At 57.2% G+C, this 20314-nt stretch carries 18 protein-coding genes and 2 pseudogenes; 8 read left to right on the forward strand and 12 right to left on the reverse strand.

Annotated elements, in window-relative coordinates:
• Positions 1 to 84 precede the first annotated feature (84 nt).
• On the forward strand, positions 85 to 1059 hold the full coding sequence (locus tag ACQY1J_RS21680) for a TIGR03885 family FMN-dependent LLM class oxidoreductase (protein WP_430252302.1): 975 nt from the start codon (positions 85 to 87) through the stop codon (positions 1057 to 1059).
• 520 nt (positions 1060 to 1579) lie between these two features.
• On the opposite strand, the gene ACQY1J_RS21685 is transcribed toward ACQY1J_RS21680, so the two are convergent.
• Positions 1580 to 2374, reverse strand: coding sequence for a DUF2243 domain-containing protein (locus ACQY1J_RS21685; protein WP_430252303.1), 795 nt, complete (start codon positions 2372 to 2374; stop codon positions 1580 to 1582).
• A gap of 102 nt (positions 2375 to 2476) precedes the next feature.
• On the opposite strand from ACQY1J_RS21685, the gene ACQY1J_RS21690 reads away from it, so the two are divergent.
• The 4 genes from ACQY1J_RS21690 (at position 2477) to ACQY1J_RS21705 (ending at position 4930) form a co-directional block, all read left to right on the forward strand.
• Positions 2477 to 2650: a DUF2934 domain-containing protein gene (locus tag ACQY1J_RS21690; protein ID WP_430252305.1), complete on the forward strand. Its 174-nt coding sequence runs from the start codon at positions 2477 to 2479 to the stop codon at positions 2648 to 2650.
• Positions 2651 to 2789: 139 nt separating this feature from the next.
• A complete protein-coding gene (locus ACQY1J_RS21695; protein WP_430252307.1) occupies positions 2790 to 3260 on the forward strand; it encodes an Hsp20 family protein in 471 nt (156 codons plus the stop codon).
• A 223-nt stretch (positions 3261 to 3483) separates the two neighbouring features.
• The gene (locus ACQY1J_RS21700) at positions 3484 to 3780 is read left to right on the forward strand and encodes a DUF982 domain-containing protein (RefSeq protein WP_430252309.1); all 297 of its coding nucleotides are present in this window, start codon (positions 3484 to 3486) and stop codon (positions 3778 to 3780) included.
• Between the two features lie 919 nt (positions 3781 to 4699).
• Entirely contained in the window at positions 4700 to 4930 is a 231-nt protein-coding gene (locus ACQY1J_RS21705; protein ID WP_430252311.1) for a hypothetical protein, read from the forward strand.
• 392 nt (positions 4931 to 5322) lie between these two features.
• Here ACQY1J_RS21705 and ACQY1J_RS21710 read toward each other — a convergent pair whose 3' ends face one another.
• A complete protein-coding gene (locus ACQY1J_RS21710; RefSeq protein WP_430252312.1) occupies positions 5323 to 5772 on the reverse strand; it encodes a DUF892 family protein in 450 nt (149 codons plus the stop codon).
• A 901-nt stretch (positions 5773 to 6673) separates the two neighbouring features.
• Here ACQY1J_RS21710 and ACQY1J_RS21715 point away from each other — a divergent pair.
• Entirely contained in the window at positions 6674 to 7360 is a 687-nt protein-coding gene (locus ACQY1J_RS21715) for an alpha/beta hydrolase (RefSeq protein WP_430252314.1), read from the forward strand.
• A 169-nt stretch (positions 7361 to 7529) separates the two neighbouring features.
• On the opposite strand, the gene ACQY1J_RS21720 is transcribed toward ACQY1J_RS21715, so the two are convergent.
• On the reverse strand, positions 7530 to 9893 hold the full coding sequence (locus ACQY1J_RS21720) for an FdhF/YdeP family oxidoreductase (protein WP_430252316.1): 2364 nt from the start codon (positions 9891 to 9893) through the stop codon (positions 7530 to 7532).
• Positions 9894 to 10417: 524 nt separating this feature from the next.
• On the opposite strand from ACQY1J_RS21720, the gene ACQY1J_RS21725 reads away from it, so the two are divergent.
• Positions 10418 to 11191, forward strand: coding sequence for an MBL fold metallo-hydrolase (locus ACQY1J_RS21725; RefSeq protein ID WP_430252483.1), 774 nt, complete (start codon positions 10418 to 10420; stop codon positions 11189 to 11191).
• A gap of 51 nt (positions 11192 to 11242) precedes the next feature.
• Here the strand turns inward: ACQY1J_RS21725 and ACQY1J_RS21730 are convergent.
• Positions 11243 to 12082 (reverse strand): annotated as a pseudogene (locus ACQY1J_RS21730) (IS3 family transposase); the annotation flags it as partial.
• Between the two features lie 64 nt (positions 12083 to 12146).
• Here ACQY1J_RS21730 and ACQY1J_RS21735 point away from each other — a divergent pair.
• Positions 12147 to 13199, forward strand: coding sequence for an IS110 family transposase (locus ACQY1J_RS21735; protein ID WP_430249310.1), 1053 nt, complete (start codon positions 12147 to 12149; stop codon positions 13197 to 13199).
• A 238-nt stretch (positions 13200 to 13437) separates the two neighbouring features.
• Here the strand turns inward: ACQY1J_RS21735 and ACQY1J_RS21740 are convergent.
• The 8 genes and pseudogenes from ACQY1J_RS21740 to ACQY1J_RS21775 all read right to left on the reverse strand — a co-directional run.
• Positions 13438 to 13701 (reverse strand): annotated as a pseudogene (locus tag ACQY1J_RS21740) (transposase); the annotation flags it as partial.
• Positions 13702 to 14158: 457 nt separating this feature from the next.
• Positions 14159 to 14776, reverse strand: coding sequence for a flavodoxin family protein (locus ACQY1J_RS21745; RefSeq protein WP_430252485.1), 618 nt, complete (start codon positions 14774 to 14776; stop codon positions 14159 to 14161).
• Between the two features lie 378 nt (positions 14777 to 15154).
• Entirely contained in the window at positions 15155 to 15556 is a 402-nt protein-coding gene (gene vapC, locus ACQY1J_RS21750; RefSeq protein WP_430252318.1) for a type II toxin-antitoxin system tRNA(fMet)-specific endonuclease VapC, read from the reverse strand.
• A complete protein-coding gene (gene vapB / locus ACQY1J_RS21755; protein ID WP_430252320.1) occupies positions 15556 to 15786 on the reverse strand; it encodes a type II toxin-antitoxin system VapB family antitoxin in 231 nt (76 codons plus the stop codon). The genes vapC and vapB overlap by 1 nt, the downstream gene beginning before the upstream one ends.
• Positions 15787 to 16018: 232 nt before the next feature.
• Positions 16019 to 16897, reverse strand: a complete 879-nt coding sequence (locus ACQY1J_RS21760) for a ribokinase (protein WP_430252322.1) — start codon at positions 16895 to 16897, stop codon at positions 16019 to 16021.
• Positions 16894 to 17769: a MurR/RpiR family transcriptional regulator gene (locus tag ACQY1J_RS21765; protein ID WP_113165914.1), complete on the reverse strand. Its 876-nt coding sequence runs from the start codon at positions 17767 to 17769 to the stop codon at positions 16894 to 16896. Before ACQY1J_RS21765 ends, ACQY1J_RS21760 begins: the two co-directional genes overlap by 4 nt.
• Complete coding sequence (locus ACQY1J_RS21770) at positions 17766 to 18740, reverse strand: ABC transporter permease (protein WP_184656005.1); 975 nt, start codon at positions 18738 to 18740, stop codon at positions 17766 to 17768. Before ACQY1J_RS21770 ends, ACQY1J_RS21765 begins: the two co-directional genes overlap by 4 nt.
• Positions 18733 to 20271, reverse strand: a complete 1539-nt coding sequence (locus ACQY1J_RS21775; protein WP_430252324.1) for a sugar ABC transporter ATP-binding protein — start codon at positions 20269 to 20271, stop codon at positions 18733 to 18735. The genes ACQY1J_RS21770 and ACQY1J_RS21775 overlap by 8 nt, the downstream gene beginning before the upstream one ends.
• Positions 20272 to 20314: the final 43 nt, after the last annotated feature.

Genomic DNA, 20314 nt, shown 5'->3' on the forward strand with positions numbered 1-20314 from the left:
AGACCTTTCCCAAGACGCTGGATGATATAGCCAGTCTTCTGACCGAGAACCGCATCTTCAAGCAGCGCAACGTCGATATAGGTGATGCTGATCGGCTATCACGCCTCACATGAACAATACGCGCCAAGCGAACTCCTTGACTACGTCCAGGCAGCTGAGCGCGCCGGCTTCCAAGCCGTCATGACGTCCGACCATCTGGCACCGTGGAGTGAGCGGCAGGGAAACTCGGGCAACAACTGGGCGTGGCTGGGCGCTGCGATGGCAAAGACCAGTTTGCCGTTCGGTTCTCTCGCAATACCGGGTGGTTGGCGCTACCATCCCGTGGTGCTGGCACATCTGGTCGCAACTTTGAGCGAGATGTTTCCGGAACGGCTACGATGGATCGCTCTTGGCAGCGGTGAAGCCCTCAACGAACACGCCGTCGGGCGGGGCTGGCCGGAAAAGTCCGAGCGAAACCACAGATTGAAAGTCGGCGCAGGTATTGTCAGGGCATTGATGGCAGGTGAGACGGTCACACTTGAACATCCTCAGATGCAAACGGAACAAGCACGGATTTGGTCGCGGCCGGAGACGCCACCCTTGTTGCTGGGCGCCGCGCTCACGAAGCCGACAGCAAGCTTGCTCGGAGAATGGGCGGATGGATTGGTGACAGTCAAGAAACCCGCAGACGAAATGAAGCAAATTTCGGAAGCATTTCGGGCAAGTGGCGGGCGCGGTAAGACTCTAGCGCTCCAACTGCAGGTGTCGTGGGCGCCCACACTCGATGAGGCGCGGACGGCCGCCTGGCATGAGTGGCGCAACGCGGCGATCAAGCCCGATGTGTTGGCTGAGCTTAGGAGTCCAAGTGAATTCGATGCTGCGTCGCGGGATGTAACGCCTCATGAAATGGAGAAGTTCATCCCATTGATTACACGCGGAGATGAACTTCTCGATCTGGTCGAAGAATGCACGTCATGTGGCTTTGACGAGATTTACATCCACAACGTATCTCGTGATCAGCTTGGGTTCATGAACTTCATGGCCGAGCAGGTCTTCAGAAAACTGAACCTCTCACAGTAGATTTTGCAGACTGCAGACTGTTCTTCGTGTCAAACGTCGCCATGCGGATGATGGCATCGCCCTCGAATGATCTTCGAGCTTCAGCGTGTGTGCTGCTCAAGCGTTCCATCTTGGGGGCGTTGAAGAGTTTCGCTATTCTGATCGCCGGGTGTAAGAACGAAGAAATAAAGTCCAACCAACCCGAGCGCCAGTATGAGAATGGCACCGACGAAGGCCAGCATTCTCGATACAACGTGTTTCTCAGTATTCATTGACTACAAACCTCTTCTGTAGATCCAGAGCTAGGGTAACGGGAGCGCCTTCGCTATTATGTTGATCGCGCGCGGAAGTAGCTCTGGCCGCCGCGCCACCGGGCGATCACTGCCAGGCCGATTGTCGCCCCCATCTTGCCATTTCCTGTTGATTGTAAGTTCCCTGGCTAACCAGAATTGTGGCTTTTGGTTCCCCGCCTCCGACCTTGGCCCGGCCAGGCCTGGCTCCTGGTCACTACCGCTATCGTATCCGTGACGCCCTAGTTGCCTCAGCCCGGGCGTGACCACCCGAAGCATCCTGTCGGGAGTATCGAGTTCCCGACAAGCAGGGCCCCCCTGCTGTAGAGATCGCTTGCTCTGCCCGGCTCGGAAAGCTTGATCGCCCACACCTGCTGCGTATCGTCGATCCACAAGATCTGACCACCAACGGATTCGATCGCACCGACCGCTTGCCCAGCGGTCAAACCCGGTCGGAACATCACCATGACCGTGTCAGACTGAGGCGGGGGCAAGAGCGCTGCCGAGCCTGCCACGCAGGTAGCAAACACGATGGCTAGAGGCGAGCTCAAGATAGGAGTTCCTGAGGTTGGCGAAGATTTCAGCCAGTAGGCGGCCAGGATCAAGGGCCCAGCACCGAAAGCGGCAAACCAGAGCAAATCCCAGAACAAGGGATTGTCGACATCCATCCTGACGCGGTGGATCCCCAGGATCCAGTGAGAGAGGAAGCTGTCGATGACATGCCAGATTCCGAAGCCGGCTGCAGCGAACGCGACCATCGTCCGATCAGGAACAAGCCAACTCACGTCTCGCCTGGCGCGCCAAAGCATCCATAAGCCACAGCAGGTGATGATATACATCAAGATGTGGAACAATCCGTCCATCAGGATCAGGGTTCGGATATCCAGGCGGGCATCTTCCACGCCACTGAGTAGATGATGCCACTGCAGAACCTGATGAAGCAGAATCCCGTCAAAGAACCCGCCGAGCCCGAAGCCGAGAGCCATACCGGCCCATATGAATTTTCTCGGGAGGGGACTGGTGCCTGATACATTCGAGGTGCTCACGGAAGCCTCCTGGCGTTGGACAACAAGACGGCTGAAACTATCCACGAAGCAGATAGTTCGTGTCGCCAGAACCTAGAGGGCGACGATAGCCAGGAGGAAAACATGGCAGTTGACCGGGAAGAATGGATCACCAAACGAGCCTACGAGCTGTGGGAGGACGCTGGTCGGCCGGAAGGTTATCACGAAGAACATTGGACGCGAGCCACAGGGGAATGGGAGGCTGATAAAGGCGGAGCCGTGAATCCCGCCTTATCTTGGGATGAGGACGAATACTGACGAAAAAAATTTGGACCGGTCTTGAACTGCAAGAGCGCGAAATTAAATCGTTCGGCGTCGGCAGCCCAAAGGGGGCCGAAGAGCCGGGGCAGCGGGCGTTCCGCTCCCCATTCCATGTTGCTTTACGGAGGATATGGTTATGAGAACTGATCTCGATTTTGCACCACTGTACCGGTCCAGCGTCGGCTTTGACCGCGTCTTCAATCTTCTCAACAAAGCCGAGCATCTTCAGGCGATCGACACGTGGCCGCCCTACGACATCGTAAAAACCGGTGAAGACGACTATCGTATCGAAATGGCTGTGGCAGGCCTCGGCGAAGAAGATCTCGAAATCACGCAAGAGCGCAACGTCCTGGTCGTCAGGGGCCAGAAGGACGAGGCGAAGGGCGGCGAATACCTGCATCGTGGCATTGCCGGCAGAAGCTTCCAGCGCAGGTTCGAACTTGCCGACCATGTCAGGGTCGAGAGCGCATCGCTTAGCAACGGCTTGTTGCAGATCACCTTGAAACGCGAGATCCCAGAGGCATTGAAGCCGCGCAAGATCGCCATTGGAGGCGCCACGTTTCACAACGAGCCGCTGCAGCTCGAAGCAGATCGCCAGGTCGCTTGACCGGACGCTGCGTACGAAGCTTTTCAAGAGACTTTCCGCCGTCGTAAGTTGGGGACGCAGAGGTCTCAAAGGGGTAGCCAGTGTTGGGGAGGCATTTGCGAACTTGCTCCGCAAGCTTCGAACACCCTCGTCTGAGGCGAACCCTATACGCTGAAGATCAGAGGCCGGTCCGGGATGGCCGGCCTCTCCAGTTCAATCATTCGAGCCAAGCAAGGAGGTTAGCATGGCGCTCGCTCTGTTTGACAAACCGCTTTACGCTCAGCGCCGGTATTTTGTTCAGGAGGTCGCCGGCCTTGATGATGTCTTCGACTTCCTCGATGAGTGGCCGCAGGATAAGCGTAACGTCGCCTATCAAACTCTCAGCCGGTATTGTAACGAGGCGGCGGCCGGCCGCTGGCCAATATCTGCTGTTCGGAAAAATTTTGAGCGATTCCTGAAGCAGAACGGCAAGCTTGCGTCTCTTGAAGACATACCGCCATGCCTGCGGGGCAACCGTGGCGCTAACATCGGCGGCCTTTGATCCGCGCTTGCTGAAGACTGTTCCGCTCTGCACAGCGCGCATCCTGGCAGGTCTATTACCTTCAGTACTGCCTAGTGCCGACGCAGATCCAAAAGTACAATCCCATGTCGCAACGGTTCACAGCGGCTCTCGTTGTGCAAAGGGACCGTACGAAAGCGTACCTTGCCCTAATCTGTTTCCGGGTTCAGGGAACCGCGTGTTCTGACGTTGGTTATTTGGTCGCTACCGTAGTGGACGTCCACACGGACAGCCCCAACACTGTCGTGTGGACGTTCTTCCATGTATGACTGCCGCGCTCGAACATGTAGTTCACGAGCCAACGTCGCAGACTAAAATATCCTTTTGAGGCTCGGATTACTGGGGAACTCGCGCTTGAACTTGTGGTTCAACGAGCGATGCAGGAATTGCCGTAAAGAGTCAGATGTTTCTCATACAGATACTGCTGCCGGTTACGCATGGCGAAGTATCCCAGCACCTCTGTTCCATCTGCTTCGCGAAGCTGACAACCAAGTTCGGTGGCATTACATTGTATCGCGACGCTCCCGCGCAGGGCCTCTGGGACAATGACGGAAACGTGCAGCATCGTGCTCGCGGAGGTCATGGCGACCGAGCTGGATCGCGGATGGTGGCTAAGCTACCGCAAGGAACTCGAGCTTCGCTTCAGGCAGGAGGAGATCGTGATCCGCGCGGTGTGCGTGACGCGGCTGTGAGCTTTTGGCGCCAAAAGCACCGGTCGAGGGACTCGCTCCGATCCAGGTACGAACCTTCAGTTGTACGGTTTCTGACGCTCCGAAATTCCTCTTCAATCCTATGCTACAAATGCGGGAGGATTTGAAGTCGGACAACAAAAGCGAGACTCCGAGGAGTACCGCTTCGGCGCCTCAGACCCCCTTAGACGCTTATATCGAGGAGCCTGGAAATGCGAAACAGTATCGCTATTGAACTTGTTGAGGGGATGTTTGTCGTCCGCATTACGGAAGACGGCAAGACGACCGAGAATGAATTCAGTCGAGAAGATCATGCACGTTCTTGGGCGAGCGGGCAGAGCTTGCGACTTGCAAACACGCTCGACCTGGTCACTGACGACCTAGCACAAGCCTACGGCCATATGACATCCATCACAAGTTCCGTATCGAGCAGGACGAACTGATCAAGACATGCTAGCCGCCGTTTCAAGATAGCCAGCCTATCCCGTCAGGCAGGATCCACTCTCTGATCCACGACGTCCTGACCGGTTCTCCTTGCTGGCGTTGACCTCGCCAACGGCGTAGCTGCGCGTTTTCCGGGAACATAGTCACATTACGCCACCGCAACCGACCGGCCCTTCTCCTCCCAGTTCTCTTCCGAGCCCTATGATGTTGATCTGATTGTCGCAATCAGCACCGGAGATGCCTCAAACCCTGCAAATTGAAAGAGGGCGCTCAACCCAAGAAGGGCGCGCCCTCTTCAACAACGTCAGCGACATCGCAACCGTCGTAGGTGCTGCAGTCCGTTGCCAAGCGAATGGAGATCCTTTTCAGGACCACCTACGGTATTTGAAGATTACTTCCCCTGCGCAGTCGTCTCCATCCACGCGCGATGACGAAGCTCGTCCTCGTGCGCTTTCAGGAAGAAGGCCTTGGACTGCGGGATTGCATCCTTATGCTGGGAGGCGCGTTCGTAGGCCGTAACCGTGTCATCCTCGTTCGTCTTCATAGCCTTTAGGATGGCCGAATCTCCCATGAGGTCGGCAAGCGCAATCTTGCCAGTCGTCAGCATCTGCTTCATGTCACCTTCGGTCGGGGCCTCGATACCCAGTTCGCGTGCCATCTCGTTGAGAACGACGACGTGCTGAAGGTGATCCTGTTTGAATTCGGCGATCTTCGCGCTGAGCGTTTTGTCATCCAGCCGCTCGATGCAGGAATCGTATGCGGCGATAGCGTCGTGCTCCAGATAAAGCAAATCCTGGACGAGTTTCTCCACGTTGCCTTCGTTTCCGACCATGGTGACCATGAACTTTCTCCGTTTGGTGAGTGGAATTCAGAAACGAACCGCCACGGTGAATGTTCCAGGTTGCAAGCGCCCAAGGAAAAGGAAGCAGCTTTTCGAGAGTTCCCGCAGGGAAAGTTAGGGCCGTCGGACATGCGCATTGTCGCTCCTTCGAGGCACATGGGTCTCTTGCCGGCATCACTGTCGGCCTCTCACTCTTAAGTGAAACTATCCTGCATGGTGCATGTTAGAGACGAAACCTATCAACGACCGAGTTTGTCATGAAACCTTTCGCAATCACGTCTCTGGCGCTCTTGTTATCAGCCTGCTCAACCTCGCAGCTCGACTTGCCTCCGGTGCCGGGCAGCATAACATACAAGGGCCAAAACCATTCCCGCCTGCAAAAGGTCCCAGTCGGGAGCACGGTACCGCATGAGTTCCGGAACCAGTTTGGCGAAAGAGTGAGCGAAACCTACGTGATCAATCCTGATCGCAGCCTTCGTATCATCGACAGACACATCATCGATGGTCCTTTCGACGACTGATACCGCATCAATCTTCAGGGAGTTGGAACTTGAGTGCGTTTTGACGTAGAAGGTGACGCACTGACGACCCTGGACAAGAAGCGTGATAGCCGCGAGCGTTGAAGAAAGCATGTCGTAGGCGAATGTCGATACTCGATTTAGCCGACCTCAGAGCTGATGATGCCGATATAGTTGGGGCTCGACGACTTAACCGGCTCTTGGCGGTACTTCCGCGATTCCATACCGGAAGGCGTTGGAACGCACGCTTCGTGCAGATCTTGCTTGACGCTCACCGTCGCTTGCCCGATCGCCGGCGCCGGACTTCGAAAGTCTCTGTCCTGAGAATACCGGGCACGTCCTCTTTGATCCGACTCACCAAGCCGTTAGGTCAGGCGCGCGGCATGCTTCTTCATTTTCACGGAGGCGCATGGGTCATGGGCGCCGCTCGTTTAGAGGATCGGCTGGTCGCTCGGATCGCCTGTGACTGCAATATGCTTGTTGCAGCCGTGAACTTCCCAAATGCGATCAACGACGATCTTGCAAGCACGACACAAGAGTGCGTAGCCACCACGACTTGGGTGGTCAGGAACCTCAAGAGTTTTGGAGTCGATGGCCTCATACTGTCCGGGGAATCCTCTGGTGCGCATCTGGCGATGGAGTCCTTACTCTCACTGCGGTCCGCATCAATACAGGGCTCTGTCCGAGGCTTTTATGCAGTCTGTGGAGCTTTCGATCTCGAGGGGTCCAAAAGTCTGCGCGCCAGTAGCGGTAAAGCCCTGTTAATTGACGCCCCTTCCGCGCTCGCGAACCTTGGGCGGCTGGCTCCCTCTTTGCCTGTCGATCTGCGTCGTGGACCGTTGCACGCCGATCTCCAGGATCTTCCGTCGGCGCTGTTTATCGCCGGCGGGCTTGATCCTATCTCCGACGACAGCATCAACATGCATGACCGCTGGGACCAGACCAACGGGAATGCGCACCTCGTCGTTGTTCCAGAAGGCCCCCACGGCTTCAATCGAATGCCGACCCGATTGGCGGGTAAGACCAATGCTTTCGGAAGGCAGTGGATCGGTAAACACATCGCGAACTAGTGCAACAGGACGGCGAGAGCCCGATCCCTTGCTATGATTACGCGTCAAATGAAAGCACCCTCAGCAGCAAACCGTCCCATCAAGGACAGCGGATCATTCCGACACGGTAGAACCATCGAGGCGCGACACCGCCGCGCCTCGTACCAGCCGTTTGTGGAGTGCAGCAACGTTAAGCTGCCGGAATGCTGAGACCGGCCGCAGTAGGATACTGCTCCGCCACTTCTGGCTTGCTGGATACCGGCTCGCCTGGACGCGCCTTTGACACCACTACCGGCACCGATTTCGCGGCAGGCGTGTTGCTTCGCTTGTCCCGGTGAGCGAGAGACAGCAGCGCATTGGTTTCCGGGTAGTATGCGGCACAGCAACCCTTGGGAACGTCATACGCCACCACCTTGAAGCCACCTGCGTACCGCTCTATCCCGTCAGCGGCAGCGGACCTGAAGTCGATCACAGAGCCTTCGTCAAGACCCAGTTCGCTCATGTCGGTTTCATTCATAAAGACGACCATGCGCTCGCCGGAAATGCCTCGATATCTGTCATTGTTGGAATAGATCGTGGTGTTGAACTGGTCGTGGCTGCGAATGGTCATCAGTTGCAGGTGAGGTTCCTCCGGCCTTTCATTGTTCTGGTCCTTGAGGTCGGGATCGAACAGGAAATTTGCCTTGCCGGTTGGGGTATCCCAAACCCTTTCGCTGGCACCATTAGGTAGCCGGAAACCGCCGGGCGCGGCGATACGGCCGTTGTAGTCTCCGAATTGATCGGGAAAGACCTCTTCGATCTTGTCTCGAATGCGGTCATAATCGGAAACAAGATCGTTCCAGTCGATCGCTGTGCGGCCAGCGAGAGTGGCCTTGGCAAGATTGGCGATGATCCACGGTTCGGAACGGCAGTGTTCGCTTGCTGGCTTGAGCCGCCCGGTCGAGCCGTGCACCATCGAGAAGCTGTCTTCTACCGTTATCGTCTGTGGAACCTCGTTTTGAAGATCGAGTTCGGTACGCCCCAGTGCTGGAAGAATATAGGCGCGTTTGCCGTGTATGAGATGACTGCGGTTGAGTTTTGTTGCAACGTGGACCGTCATACCGATCTGCGGAACTTTTGCAGCGACTCGCTCGGTATCCGGAATGGCGCGGAAGAAATTGCCGCCCATGGCGAGAAAGGCATCAACCTCCCCCCGCAAAATCGCCTCACAGCATTCTGCCGTGTCATGGCCATTCTCACGCGGGCTTTCGAAATTGAATGCCTTGTCGAGTTGGTTCAGGAAAGCCTCCGTTGGTGTCTTGTTGATTCCGACGGTCCTGTCGCCCTGGACGTTGGAATGGCCGCGGATCGGGCAAGCGCCGGCGCCTAGCCGGCCAATATTGCCGCGCAGGAAGAGGAGGTTGAGGATCTGCTGCATGGCATCGCCGCCATGCTTGTGTTGGGTAATACCCATGCCCCAACAGGCTATGACCCGCTTGGCCTTCATATAGATCGCGGCCGCCTGTTCGATCTGCGCGCGGCTGAGCGCAGTATAATGCTCGATTTCATCCCAGCTCAGGTCGCGCACGAAAGCCGCAAAGGCATCGAAACCATGGGTGTGTTCCCGGAGGAATTCGACGTCCACAACCCGCTTCTCTCCGCGTGACTGCGCTTCATCATCGGCATCTATGACGGCCTTGCAGATGCCCTGCATGGCCATGATGTCTCCGCCGGTACGAACCTGGAAATAGCTGGAGCTGATTGTCTGCCCCCGTCCGGTCAACATCTCGACAGGACTTTGCGGATCAGTGAAACGCAGCAGTGCCCTCTCTTTCAGCGGATTGAAGGTAACGATCGGCACGCCTCGTTTGGCCATCTCATGGAGACAGCCCATCATGCGGGGACTGTTGGTGCCGGGATTCTGGCCTATGATGAAGAGAGCATCGCAATGCTCCCAGTCTTCTAGCGTGACCGTTCCCTTACCTACACCGATGCTCTCCGGAAGGGCGACCGTCGTTGTCGCGTGGCACATGTCTGAGCAATCAGGGAAATTGTTCGTTCCGATGAGCCGCCCGTACAGCTGCCAAAGAAAGGCCGCCTCGTTGGAAGTACGCCCGGACGTGTAGAGCTCGACCTTCTTGGGATCGAGCTTGCCGACGGCGGCGCCGATTTCGGCCAGCGCTGTTTCCCAGTCGATAGCTTGATAAGTATCACTTGCGCTATCATAGCGCATCGGATGGGTCAGCCGCCCGTGATCCTCCAGATCATGATCGCTCCATGTCTTCAGCTCCTCAACCCGATGCTCGGCAAAGAAATATGGGCCGGTGCGTTTCTTCGTGGCCTCCCAGGCAACGGCCTTAGCGCCGTTCTCACAATATTCGGCAACATGCGGCTTGCTTGGATCGGGCCACGCGCAACTCGGGCAATCGAAGCCGCCGGGCTTGTTCATCGAAAGCAATGCACGATTGCCCTTCAACAGGATTTTCTGCTTGCCTAAATGCTGTTCGACGGCATTCAGCGCACCCCAGCCTCCCGCTGGCGGTTGTTTCGGAGCAGCTTTGCGACCTTCAGCCATCTGTATGTCCTTTATCGTCGATAAGCGTGCCGAACTAGGAAAGCTGGGTTCAGTTCCAGATGGCAATCCTTGGGGTCTTCTGGGTGCTTAGCGGCGAGAGCAACTGTTCGGCCCACGTGCAACCTCAACACGCAGATGCTGATGGTGAGCAGATGGAGCGCAGGGAGATATCTATTCGCTCTGTGAAACTATCGTCCTCAAAGGTAGTTGGCCGACAACAAAAGGGAGAACGAGAATGGCAGATCCTAGAAGCACGAACGGCGGTATCACCGTCTACATTGCAATCGCAGTCACATGGGCGATCGTTGTCTGTACAGGCGTGTATCTCGGCATGTGAGCGCAACGGGCTCTGCCGGGGGAATAGTGTGCTACTTGCCGCGCAACGAGTTCGTCGTCGGTTGCTTCGGGCGCGTCCGTCTTGGCTTTCAAAGTCGCCGCCTGGAACCTTAACCCAGTCCTCTTGTTCGTTGTCCTCCATTTAGGAGACCGATACGGCAGTTCAGCTCTCTCTCGTAGACAATGATATTGCACTCACAACCGAAACTGGTTCGGGCGTTCTCGCGCTTACACCCGATCTTGCATATCTGCGCCTATCGATCGTAAATGTTGTCTTCTACGGAGATCCGAAGAAGGGTGATGGTTGGGTCCTGATCGATACGGGCCTGTCGACTTCCAGGAAAAGCATTGTTGACGCCGCGGAACGTCGATTTGGCCCCAACGCCAAACCATCGGCGATCATCATGACACATGGCCACTTTGATCACGCGGGGTCGCTCGAAGCATTGGCACTTCACTGGGACGTCCCGGTTTACGCCCATCCGCTGGAGTTTTCATATCTGAACGGCAAGGCCTCCTATCCGCCGGCGGATCCCTTCGTTGGCGGCGGCTTGATGGCATTGCTATCCCCGCTGTTCCCCCGTTCGCCTGTCAATGTCGAACCACGGCTGAAACCGCTTCCCCCAGACCAAACGTTGCCTCACATGCCCGGTTGGAAATGGTTACACACGCCTGGACATGCACCCGGTCATATATCGCTATGGCGCGAAACTGACCGAACGCTGATTTCGGGTGATGCAGTAGTGACGACCGGCCAGGAGTCAGTCTACGAAGCGCTCATGCAGACACCGGAAATGCACGGACCACCGCGCTACTTCACCCCGGATTGGAACGCGGCGGAAAATTCTGTGAAGCTTTTGAACGCTCTGGAACCGGAGCTGGTGATCAGCGGCCACGGTCCGCCGGTGAAAGGCGCTGGCATGAGGGAACGGCTCCGCCATCTGGCAACGAACTTGACCTGAGACCCAACTCCCCTCCAGTTTTCGAGAGAGTCTTGGGTTTTCAATCTGGCCTCATGCGGCCTGTTTTTCCATAGCCATTTTCATTGCGAACTCTCTGGGTGTGATGTTGCCCAGCGACGAGTGGGGTCTGTTCCTGTTGTAATCCTCCTTCCATGCGGTGATGGCGGCGCGGGCCTGGGTGAGTGACGAGAACAGGGTCTCGTTGAGGCACTCGTCACGGAAGCTGCCGTTGAAGCTTTCGACGAAGCCGTTTTGCATCGGCTTGCCGGGGGCGATGTAGTGCCATTCGACCTTTGTCTCCTGGCACCATTTGAGGATGGCCATGCTGGTCATCTCCGTGCCGTTGTCCGAGACAATCGTCTTCGGCTTCCCCCGTCTGACGATAAGGGTGTCCAACTCGCGGGCAAGCCGAGCGCCCGACAGAGATGTGTCGGCGACCAGGCACAGGCATTCGCGGGTGAAGTCGTCGACAACCGCCAGCACCCGGAAGCGGCGACCGTCGGTGAAGGCATCGCTGATGAAGTCCAAACTCCAGCGCTCGTTGGGGCGTGACGGCAGAGCCAGGGGGCGTCTTGTCCCCAAGGCCCGCTTTCGGCCGCCGCGCTTGCGCACCGTCAGCTTCTCCTCCCGATAGAGACGTCGAAGCTTCTTCAGGTTCATGACGATCCCCTGACGGTCGAGCATCACGTGGATGCGGCGATAACCGAAGCGTCGGCGCTCCGACGCCACTTTCTTCATTGCCTCCCGAATAGTCGCATCGTCAGGCCGCACGCTGCGGTATCGCATGCTCGACCGATCTAACGACAGAACCTCGCACGCCCGACGCTGGCTCACTCCATGCTGCGCACAGACATGAGCCACCACATCCCGCTTCACATCGGGCGTCACCATTAATGGGATGGTCCGCCTCGTCCTCCCGTAGCATTATGAGGCTGTCAAACCGAAGGAGGTTGCAATGCCACAACTCAATGTGCCGCGTTCAGCGGCTGTCTACGGAATTGATATCGGTAAGAACATCTTCCACGTCGTCGGTCTCGGAAGCGATGGCGTGCCAGTTCAGAAGGTTCGTTTCCGACGCGATACGCTGCTACAGTTCTTCGAGCGCGCAGCGCCGGCGATCGTGGGAATTGAATCTTGCGCTGGCTCTCAATGGATTGCCAGGAAGATAAAGGCTCTGGGACATAAGGTGCGCTTGATTCCGGCGCAATTTGTGAAGCCCTACGTAAAATCGAACAAGACCGACATCATCGATGCGGAGGCGATCGCTGAGGCAGCTACGCGACCAACGATGCGGTTTGCAGCACTCAAGAGCGAGGAACAAGCCGATCTTCAGGCTTTGCACAGGGTGCGAGACCAGATGATCGGAACGCGCACCCGGCTGATCAATCAGATGCGAGCCTTTTGCCTCGAATACGGGATCGCGCTGCGTCAGGGCGCAGGTCTGTTCAAGCTCGACCTGCCACAGGTTCTCGAAGACAAATCGAACGACCTTTCGTCGGCGATGCGTAAGCTGCTCGCAGATCTGTTTGCCGATCTACGCCAATTGGAACAACGTATCGGTGACGTCACACGCGAGATTGAAGCCATAGCCAGTCGAGAGGATGTGGCTCGACGGCTCATGACAATCCCCGGCATCGGAGCATTGGGGGCGACTGCACTTCTTGCTGCGATTGGCAACGGTCGGCAATTCCAAAAAGCCCGCGATCTGGCTGCGTGGCTTGGCCTCGTGCCGCGAGAATACTCGACCGGCGGAAAGCAAAAGCTTCTCGGCATCAGCAAGCGAGGAAACCGCTATGTTCGCAAACTTCTCGTGCATGGCGCACGATCATGCTTTCGGCATCTCGACCGAACACGGGATCGACTGGGGAACTGGCTGGATGGCCTTCAAGCCCGGATGCACCCAAACAAAGCTGTCGTCGCACTTGCCGCAAAAATGGCCCGGATTGTCTGGGTCGTCCTGACCAAGCCTGGAGCACTCTACGAACGCAGAGACCCTGCCTTCACCTGAAGCTCCAAGCTCGATTGCAAGGCTCGGGAATAGTGATGACGAAACAGTGGATCAACATGCCGTAAGTCCTGTGCAAAAAAGCGGGCTTCGTGCCCGAACCATTTATTGGGAACGGCGTGTGCGGATCTCATCATGGCCTGGCTGCAACCGCAGCCCACTCGCGAGAGGCCGGATACATTTATGCAACTGGAATCGTCATTTGCGATGTCGCGAACCCTTGCACGGACGGGGCGGACCATACATTTTTTGACGCGACATCCTTCAGGATCGCATTGTCCAGCATGGCCTCGGCCAAGAGCTTCTTCAGCTTGGCGTTCTCGTCCTCGAGCGCCTTCAGCTTGCGGGCATCGGACACGTCCATGCCGCCATACTTCGCCTTGTATTTGTAGAAGGTTGCGTCCGAGATGCCGTGCTTGCGGCAGACGTCAACTGTCTTCGCACCCGCCTCCTGCTCCTTCAATATCCCGATGATCTGTTCTTCCGTGAACCGTGAACGCTTCATTCGTCCGTCTCCTCGTTGGGACGGACTCTACCAAAATCTGGCGGAAGTTTAGGGTCTCAGGTCAAACTTTAAAGACATCGCTGTCCCTAAAAGCGGCACATACGCTCGTGATCCGGCAACGCCAGGCAGAGGGGACAATGACGTCTATCGATAGTGATTAGGTTAAGTTGTGGTCGTTGATCTTTCGACTGCTACGGTTGGGCGGCTTTTGTGTTGTTGCCAAGGTCGCCGACAGCTCGAAGTGGAACAGCGACCGCAGCGAAGAAAGTCGCAGCGGCACGTTGCCGTGTTCGCGAGCCTATCATTAATTCGGTGACGCTCGACCGCCGGCAAAGTTCCCGGACCATCTTGGGAACCCGTCTTGACAGGCAAGCTCCGTTGTACACCATGCCATCGTCGGGCAAGACGAATACCGGCCGCAGGCGAACCAGGGCTTTGCAGACGCCGCAACCACGACCTATTTCGCGTCACCGGGATACTGCGATTGCTGCAGCAAACCGGCGAGGTGTGCCGTGTTTCGCGCAAGGATCGATATCATCGTCTGAACGGCTTCGGGCGTCTCTTTCAAGTCGACAAAATTCGTCGACCCCATGGCCTCGCCAACCCAATAGGCCACCGCGTTCGCTGGTATGGTGAAGCCGACGTCGTTAAGCGCCTGGAACAACTCCGCTGAGACGTGATGCGCACCATCCTCGTTCCCCACCACGGCGGCGGCCGCGACCTTGCCATAAGAAACCATCCGGCCTTGTTCGTCAGTCTCTTCCAGGAAAGCGTCCATCCTTTCGAGCGCCCGCTTGCACACGCTTCCAGGTTGGCCCAGCCAGATCGGTGTTCCCATCAGCAAGATATCGGCTTCAAGCACTTTTGCACGGATCGCAGGCCATTCGTCCCCCTCTCCTTCATCCGATGTCACGCCCGGCTTGATATTGAGGTCGGCCAGCCGGACGATTTCAGTTTCAACGCCGTAGTTCTTGAATTCCTCGGCGATCAGCTCGAGCAGTTTTCCGGTAGACGAGGCTTCCGACGAATCTGAAGATCTAAGCGTGCCGTTGAGAGCGAGAGCTTTGAGGCGCATGGATAACTCCTGTTTACGTAGGTACTGGATCAATTTTGGCGCGGTTGGCCGTTCGAGTTGTTGCGCCCCTTATCGCGGAAGGCGTGCCACTTTCCGACAACCACCTGATGCCGTATCTACGAACATCCAACACGCCGATTGCTTCCTAACGCCAAAGGGCCCGTTTCTTGGATATCGATACCCAATTTTTGAAGCAACTAACTGAGGGACCGAGTTAAAGTTCCGCCCAGCGCTCGCCCGCCAGCCTATGATATGACGCGCACACCTCCAGATGACAGCGCGTAGATTTCAGGTCTTGATGGGATACGGTCCGACGACTCTGTGCTTAATGCATATGGAGGTCCGCCGAGCTCGGGTCAAAATAATCGAATATAGAAACTAAGCAGTCCAGTCTTCTACTCGTAGGCCGGGTACGCGATCAAATTCCCGGCGATTGTTGGTAACAATAATCAGTCCACGCGAACGCGCGTGTCCAGCAATCAATTGGTCATATGGACCTATCGGAGTTCCGCTACGCGCCAGTTCGGCCCGCAATTGACCGGTATGGCTTGCTGCCAGTTCGTCGTACGGTAAAATCTCGAGGCGTGCAACGAAGCCCTCCACGACGGGAAGGTTCTTTTCAGGACTGGCTGACTTTTCCGCTCCGTAGATCAATTCCATTAGGCAGACCGAGCTGATGCACAGCTGATCATGGGAGCGATTGAACGCGTCTCTCACCTGCTGCGGTCGATTCTTGATCGTAAAAATGCAGATATTGGTGTCCAGCATGTACTTCAGCATTAAAATGCCTCGCGCTCCTGCAAAGCAGCTTGATCACGCTCACTCATGAAGTCGGATGTCGCGTCCGCTCCTTCAAACCAGCTGTCCCAGATCTCTCCAGCTGGTGCAATGATGCGAGTACGTCCCACCGCAACAATGTCGACACGCTTTACATCATCAGGCAAAGCAACCGCCTTTGGCAAACGGATTGCTTGGCTACGATTGCTCTGGAATACTGCGCCCTGCTCCAACTGCCTCACTCCGAATTTCGTCGATAACAACTTAGTGCCGCGACTGGGATATGTCAATGGGATATACATGGCAGACCGGTGTACGAATATGTGATCCGCGTTGCAACCAGTCGCCATCGCCTTGAAAGGATTCGAACCAGCCTTGGCTCGTTGACACAAAAACAAGCCAAGAAAACACTGCATTAGAAGATCAGGAGTTCTGCGACGCACTGTCTGAGGAATAACTGAAAGATCATCGCTGCGAACTCACAAGGAGCGCCGCGGCTTGGTTGGCCGCAGAAAGAGCGGTCGTTACGCTTTCTCCCTGCAGCATCTGAGCTGCGAGAACACCGATGAACTCGTCCCCTGCCCCGTGGGTGCTGACGAGCTTAACCTTGATAGCCGGGATGGTCCCTTTGGCTTCGCCTTGCTCGGCGAATGCGACGCCCTCTCCGCCTGCGGTAACGACCGCCACCGGAAATGATTGCGCAAGAACCTCTGCCGTGGCGATCGCGTCTTTGAGCGTTTCAACCTCACCGCCGCCTGCCAACGCTTCCGCCTCCACCGCGTTGACCACGAGGACATCGATCAGCCGCGCCAGTTCGGGCGACAGATCTCTCGCTGGGGCAGCGTTGAGAACAACACGGCCGCCGGCTTGTTTCATTGCGGAAGCCGCAAGCACATTCGCGGCATCCGGCACTTCGTTCTGCAAGACGAGGATATTGCCAGCGCGGAACAGATGCTCAGCCTGTGCCACGTCCGACTGGCCGAGCTGAAGATTGCTGCCGGAGACGATCACGGCACCATAATCGCCTTCGGCATCGAAAATCGCGACACTCATTCCGGATGCGGCACCGTCGATGACACGAACCTGGTCCAACTCGACGGCGTTTGCGGCCAGGTTGTCGAGAAGCGTATGCCCGAAGTCGTCATCGCCCACGGCACCGATCATTGCCGAGCGCACGCCGGCCTTGGCGGCGGAAACGGCCTGGTTTCCCCCCTTACCGCCACATGCCGGGTTCCAGGCGGACCCGGTGACTGTTTCGCCCTTGCGCGGCCGTGCCGGACCCTTGACGATGATGTCGTAGTGGAGACTGCCGAAAACGACGACAGCGGGGCTGGATGCGGTCATAGGAATTTGTCTTTCCGTTTGGAGGCGACGGCCGCCATGGTCTTTTCGAGATTGTTTTCGGCAGCGGTGTAATCACGCTGTGCCACGGCGACGAACACCGCATCGAGAATATTGAGCTGGGCGATACGGGCGGCGGCGTTCTCGCCCATCAGCGGTGAACCCTGTGCCGTCGAGCACAGAACGACGTCCGAATGCTGAGCGAGCGGCGATTCATTGTAATTGGTGATGGCGATCGTCCTGGCGCCGTTGCGCCGCGCCGTCTGCATCGCCTCGATGACGGCCATCGTATTGCCGGAATGCGAGAACCCGACCGCGATGTCATCGCTTCCCAGCAGCGAAGCCGACATCAGCATCATGTGGGAATCGTCGTAGACGCTGGCGCGGACACCGATGCGAAGGAATTTGTGCGCAGCGTCGCGTGCGATCTGTGCAGAACCGCCGACGCCATAGAAATCCCGATGACGTGCACCGTGGATGAGGTCGGCCGCGCGATCGAACGCTTTGACATCCATGATCGAAAGCGTTTCCTCGAGCGCATGGATCGAGGTGCGAAACACTTTTTGGATAATCTCCTCGGACGTGTCCTCGACCGATAGTTCCTGGTGCATTTCAGCGGTCGGCAAACTGTTGTACTGCGACACCGCGTTGCGAAACTCCCGATAGCCGGCAAATCCCAGTTTCTTGGCGATCTTCACGACCATGGCTTCCGAAACACCGGCATCGGTTGCGATTTCCTTCAACGACGTGTCGTCGTTAAAGCTGCGCAGCGCAAACACGGTTTCAACAACCCGCGCTTCGAGCGGTGTCAGCAGTGGCAAGCGCATGCGAATACGCGGGCCAACTGCCTTCGGATCCATTTTGTCGGATTTCATCCCCGTCCCCTTGTCGCGCGATCGATCATCATTGCGACAAGAATTATAAGCCCGGTTGCGAGAAGTTGATAGAAAGCCTGGACGTTCATCAACGTCAAACCGTTGCGCATAGCGCCGAGAATGATCGCACCGAGGATGGTGCCGACAATCGACCCCTTGCCGCCCATCAAGGAAGCACCACCGATGGCAGCGGCCGCGATTGCGTCCAGCTCCCAGAGGTTTCCAAGAATGGGCTCGGCAGCCCCGAGGCGACCGATCAGGATAAAGGACGCGAGTGCGGCCAGAACGCCGGAGATGACATAGGCTGTGATCTTCGTCAGCGCGATCGGCACGCCTGCGACATAGGAAGCTTCCTCGTTTCCACCGACGGCCAGAAGATATTCGCCGATCGGCGTCTTCTTGAGAAGAACCCAAGCCACGAAGGCAACAACTGCAACAATGATGACCGAGTTTGGAATGCCGGCAACATTGCCGTTGAACAGCGACCGGAAGCCCTGTGGCACGCCAAGAACGGGGTTGCCGCCCGTATAGATAAGCGCGATGGCTCGGTAGGTGCTGAGAGTACCAAGCGTGACGATGAATGGCTGAAGGCCCACATAGGCAACAAGAACGCCGTTCACCAGACCGCAGAACGCGCCGATGCCGAGGCCGGCCAGAAGCGCCACCGGCACGGGGACGCCTGAGACCAGCAGTGTCGCGGTGAGTACTGCGGAGATTGCCGCCGTCGGACCGACCGACAGGTCGATACCACCGGAGATGATGACGAGGGTCATGCCGAGCGCGATGCAGGCATTTATGCTCGACTGCTGCAGAATGTTGATCAGGTTGCGCTCAGACAGAAAGCCCGGCACCAGCGCTGCAAAGACTGCCACGATCAGGATCAGACCAATGAGTGTGCCTGCATCGCGCAGTGAGAACGAACTGAAGAGTTTCGGGGAACGCCTTGGAATTTCGGCGGCGATATCAGACATGGGCGTGCTCCTGCGTCGAGGAATCTGTGTTTGGCTCGCGATCGCCGACGGCGTGCGAAACGATGGCCTGTTCGGTCATTTCGTGTCGTTCCAACTGTGCAGCGATCCGCCCGTCCCGCATGACCATGACGCGGTCCGATAGCCGGATGACTTCGGGAAGTTCTGAGGATACGACGATGATGGACTTGCCTTCGGCGGCAAGGTTTTCGATCAGGTGGTAGATTTCGGATTTAGCGCCCACATCGATCCCGCGCGTCGGTTCGTCGAACAGCAGGATCTCGGAACCGGCGGCCAGCCAGCGGGCGATGATCGCCTTTTGCTGGTTACCACCACTGAACAGCTTGATCGGGCGATCAATCTGGAATGGGCGCAGGTTGACCCGCTTCAGCAATGTTTCGGCGCTCTTGTTGACAGCTGAGTGGCGCACTATTCCGACCCGCGCGAACTTTCGAAGGGACGGCAGCGCCATATTGACCGAAACCGGGCGCATGGGGATGATGCCCTCGCGTTTGCGCTCTTCCGGCAACAAACCGATACCGGCGTCGATCGCGGAGCGCGGACCTGTCAGCTTCAATGCGCGACCATCGACGTTGATGTCACCGGACCCGATCTTGTCGACGCCAGCGATGAGGCGCAGGAGTTCTGTCCGTCCCGAGCCAACCAGCCCGGCAACGCCGACCACTTCACCACGTCTGACTGTGAAGGAGACGTCGCGGACATGCGTGACCGCGGAGGAAAGGTTGCGCACCTCGACGCGAACGTCCTCCTTCACAAACGTCTTGTGCTCTTCCTGCATGAGTTCGCGGCCGACCATCATTGCGATGACGTCTGCTTGCACCGCGGAGCGCAGGTCGACCGTGCCAACCACATTGCCGTCCCGCATGACGGTTCCCTGGTGGCAGATACGAAACACCTCATCCATTTTATGAGAGACGTAAATGATCGCGACGCCTGAGGCCGCCATCTTCTGGATGACGACCGCGAGGCTCTCGAACTCTGCCGGCGTCAAGCTCGACGTCGGCTCGTCCATGGCGACGATCCTGGCGTTCTCGAGCAGCGCACGGGCAATCTCGACGATCTGGCGCTGTGCAACCTTGAGGTCCTTGATCGGAGTCGACGGATCAATCGAAGGATCAATCATGGCAAGCGCTGCCGCCGCGCGCTTTTCCTGCTCGCGACGATTGACCAGCAATCCACCCGCATATTTCAGCGGATGACCGAGAAACATGTTCTGCGCGACCGTCAGGTTCGGGATCTGCTGCAGTTCCTGATGGATCATGGCGATGCCAGCGCGGCGGGCATCTTCAGGACTCTTGAATGTCGCGAGTTTGCCATCGACGAAGAACTCGCCGCCGGTCTGCGGCGAGACGCCGGAGAGAATGCGCAGCAGTGTCGATTTTCCCGCGCCGTTTTCGCCGAGAAGAGCGTGAACTTCGCCAGGCTTGACGGTGAAGGACACATCCGAGAGCGCCTTGGCGCTCTGGAAGGTCTTGGTGATGCCCTCGAACCTGAGGCGAGCCGTTGTCGTCATCTCGGTGCTTTCATCAAAGGAGGAGAGCCGATCCTGAAGGGAC

Source organism: Neorhizobium sp. DAR64860/K0K1 (assembly GCF_050500205.1).
Classification (GTDB): Bacteria; Pseudomonadota; Alphaproteobacteria; order Rhizobiales; family Rhizobiaceae; genus Neorhizobium; species Neorhizobium soli.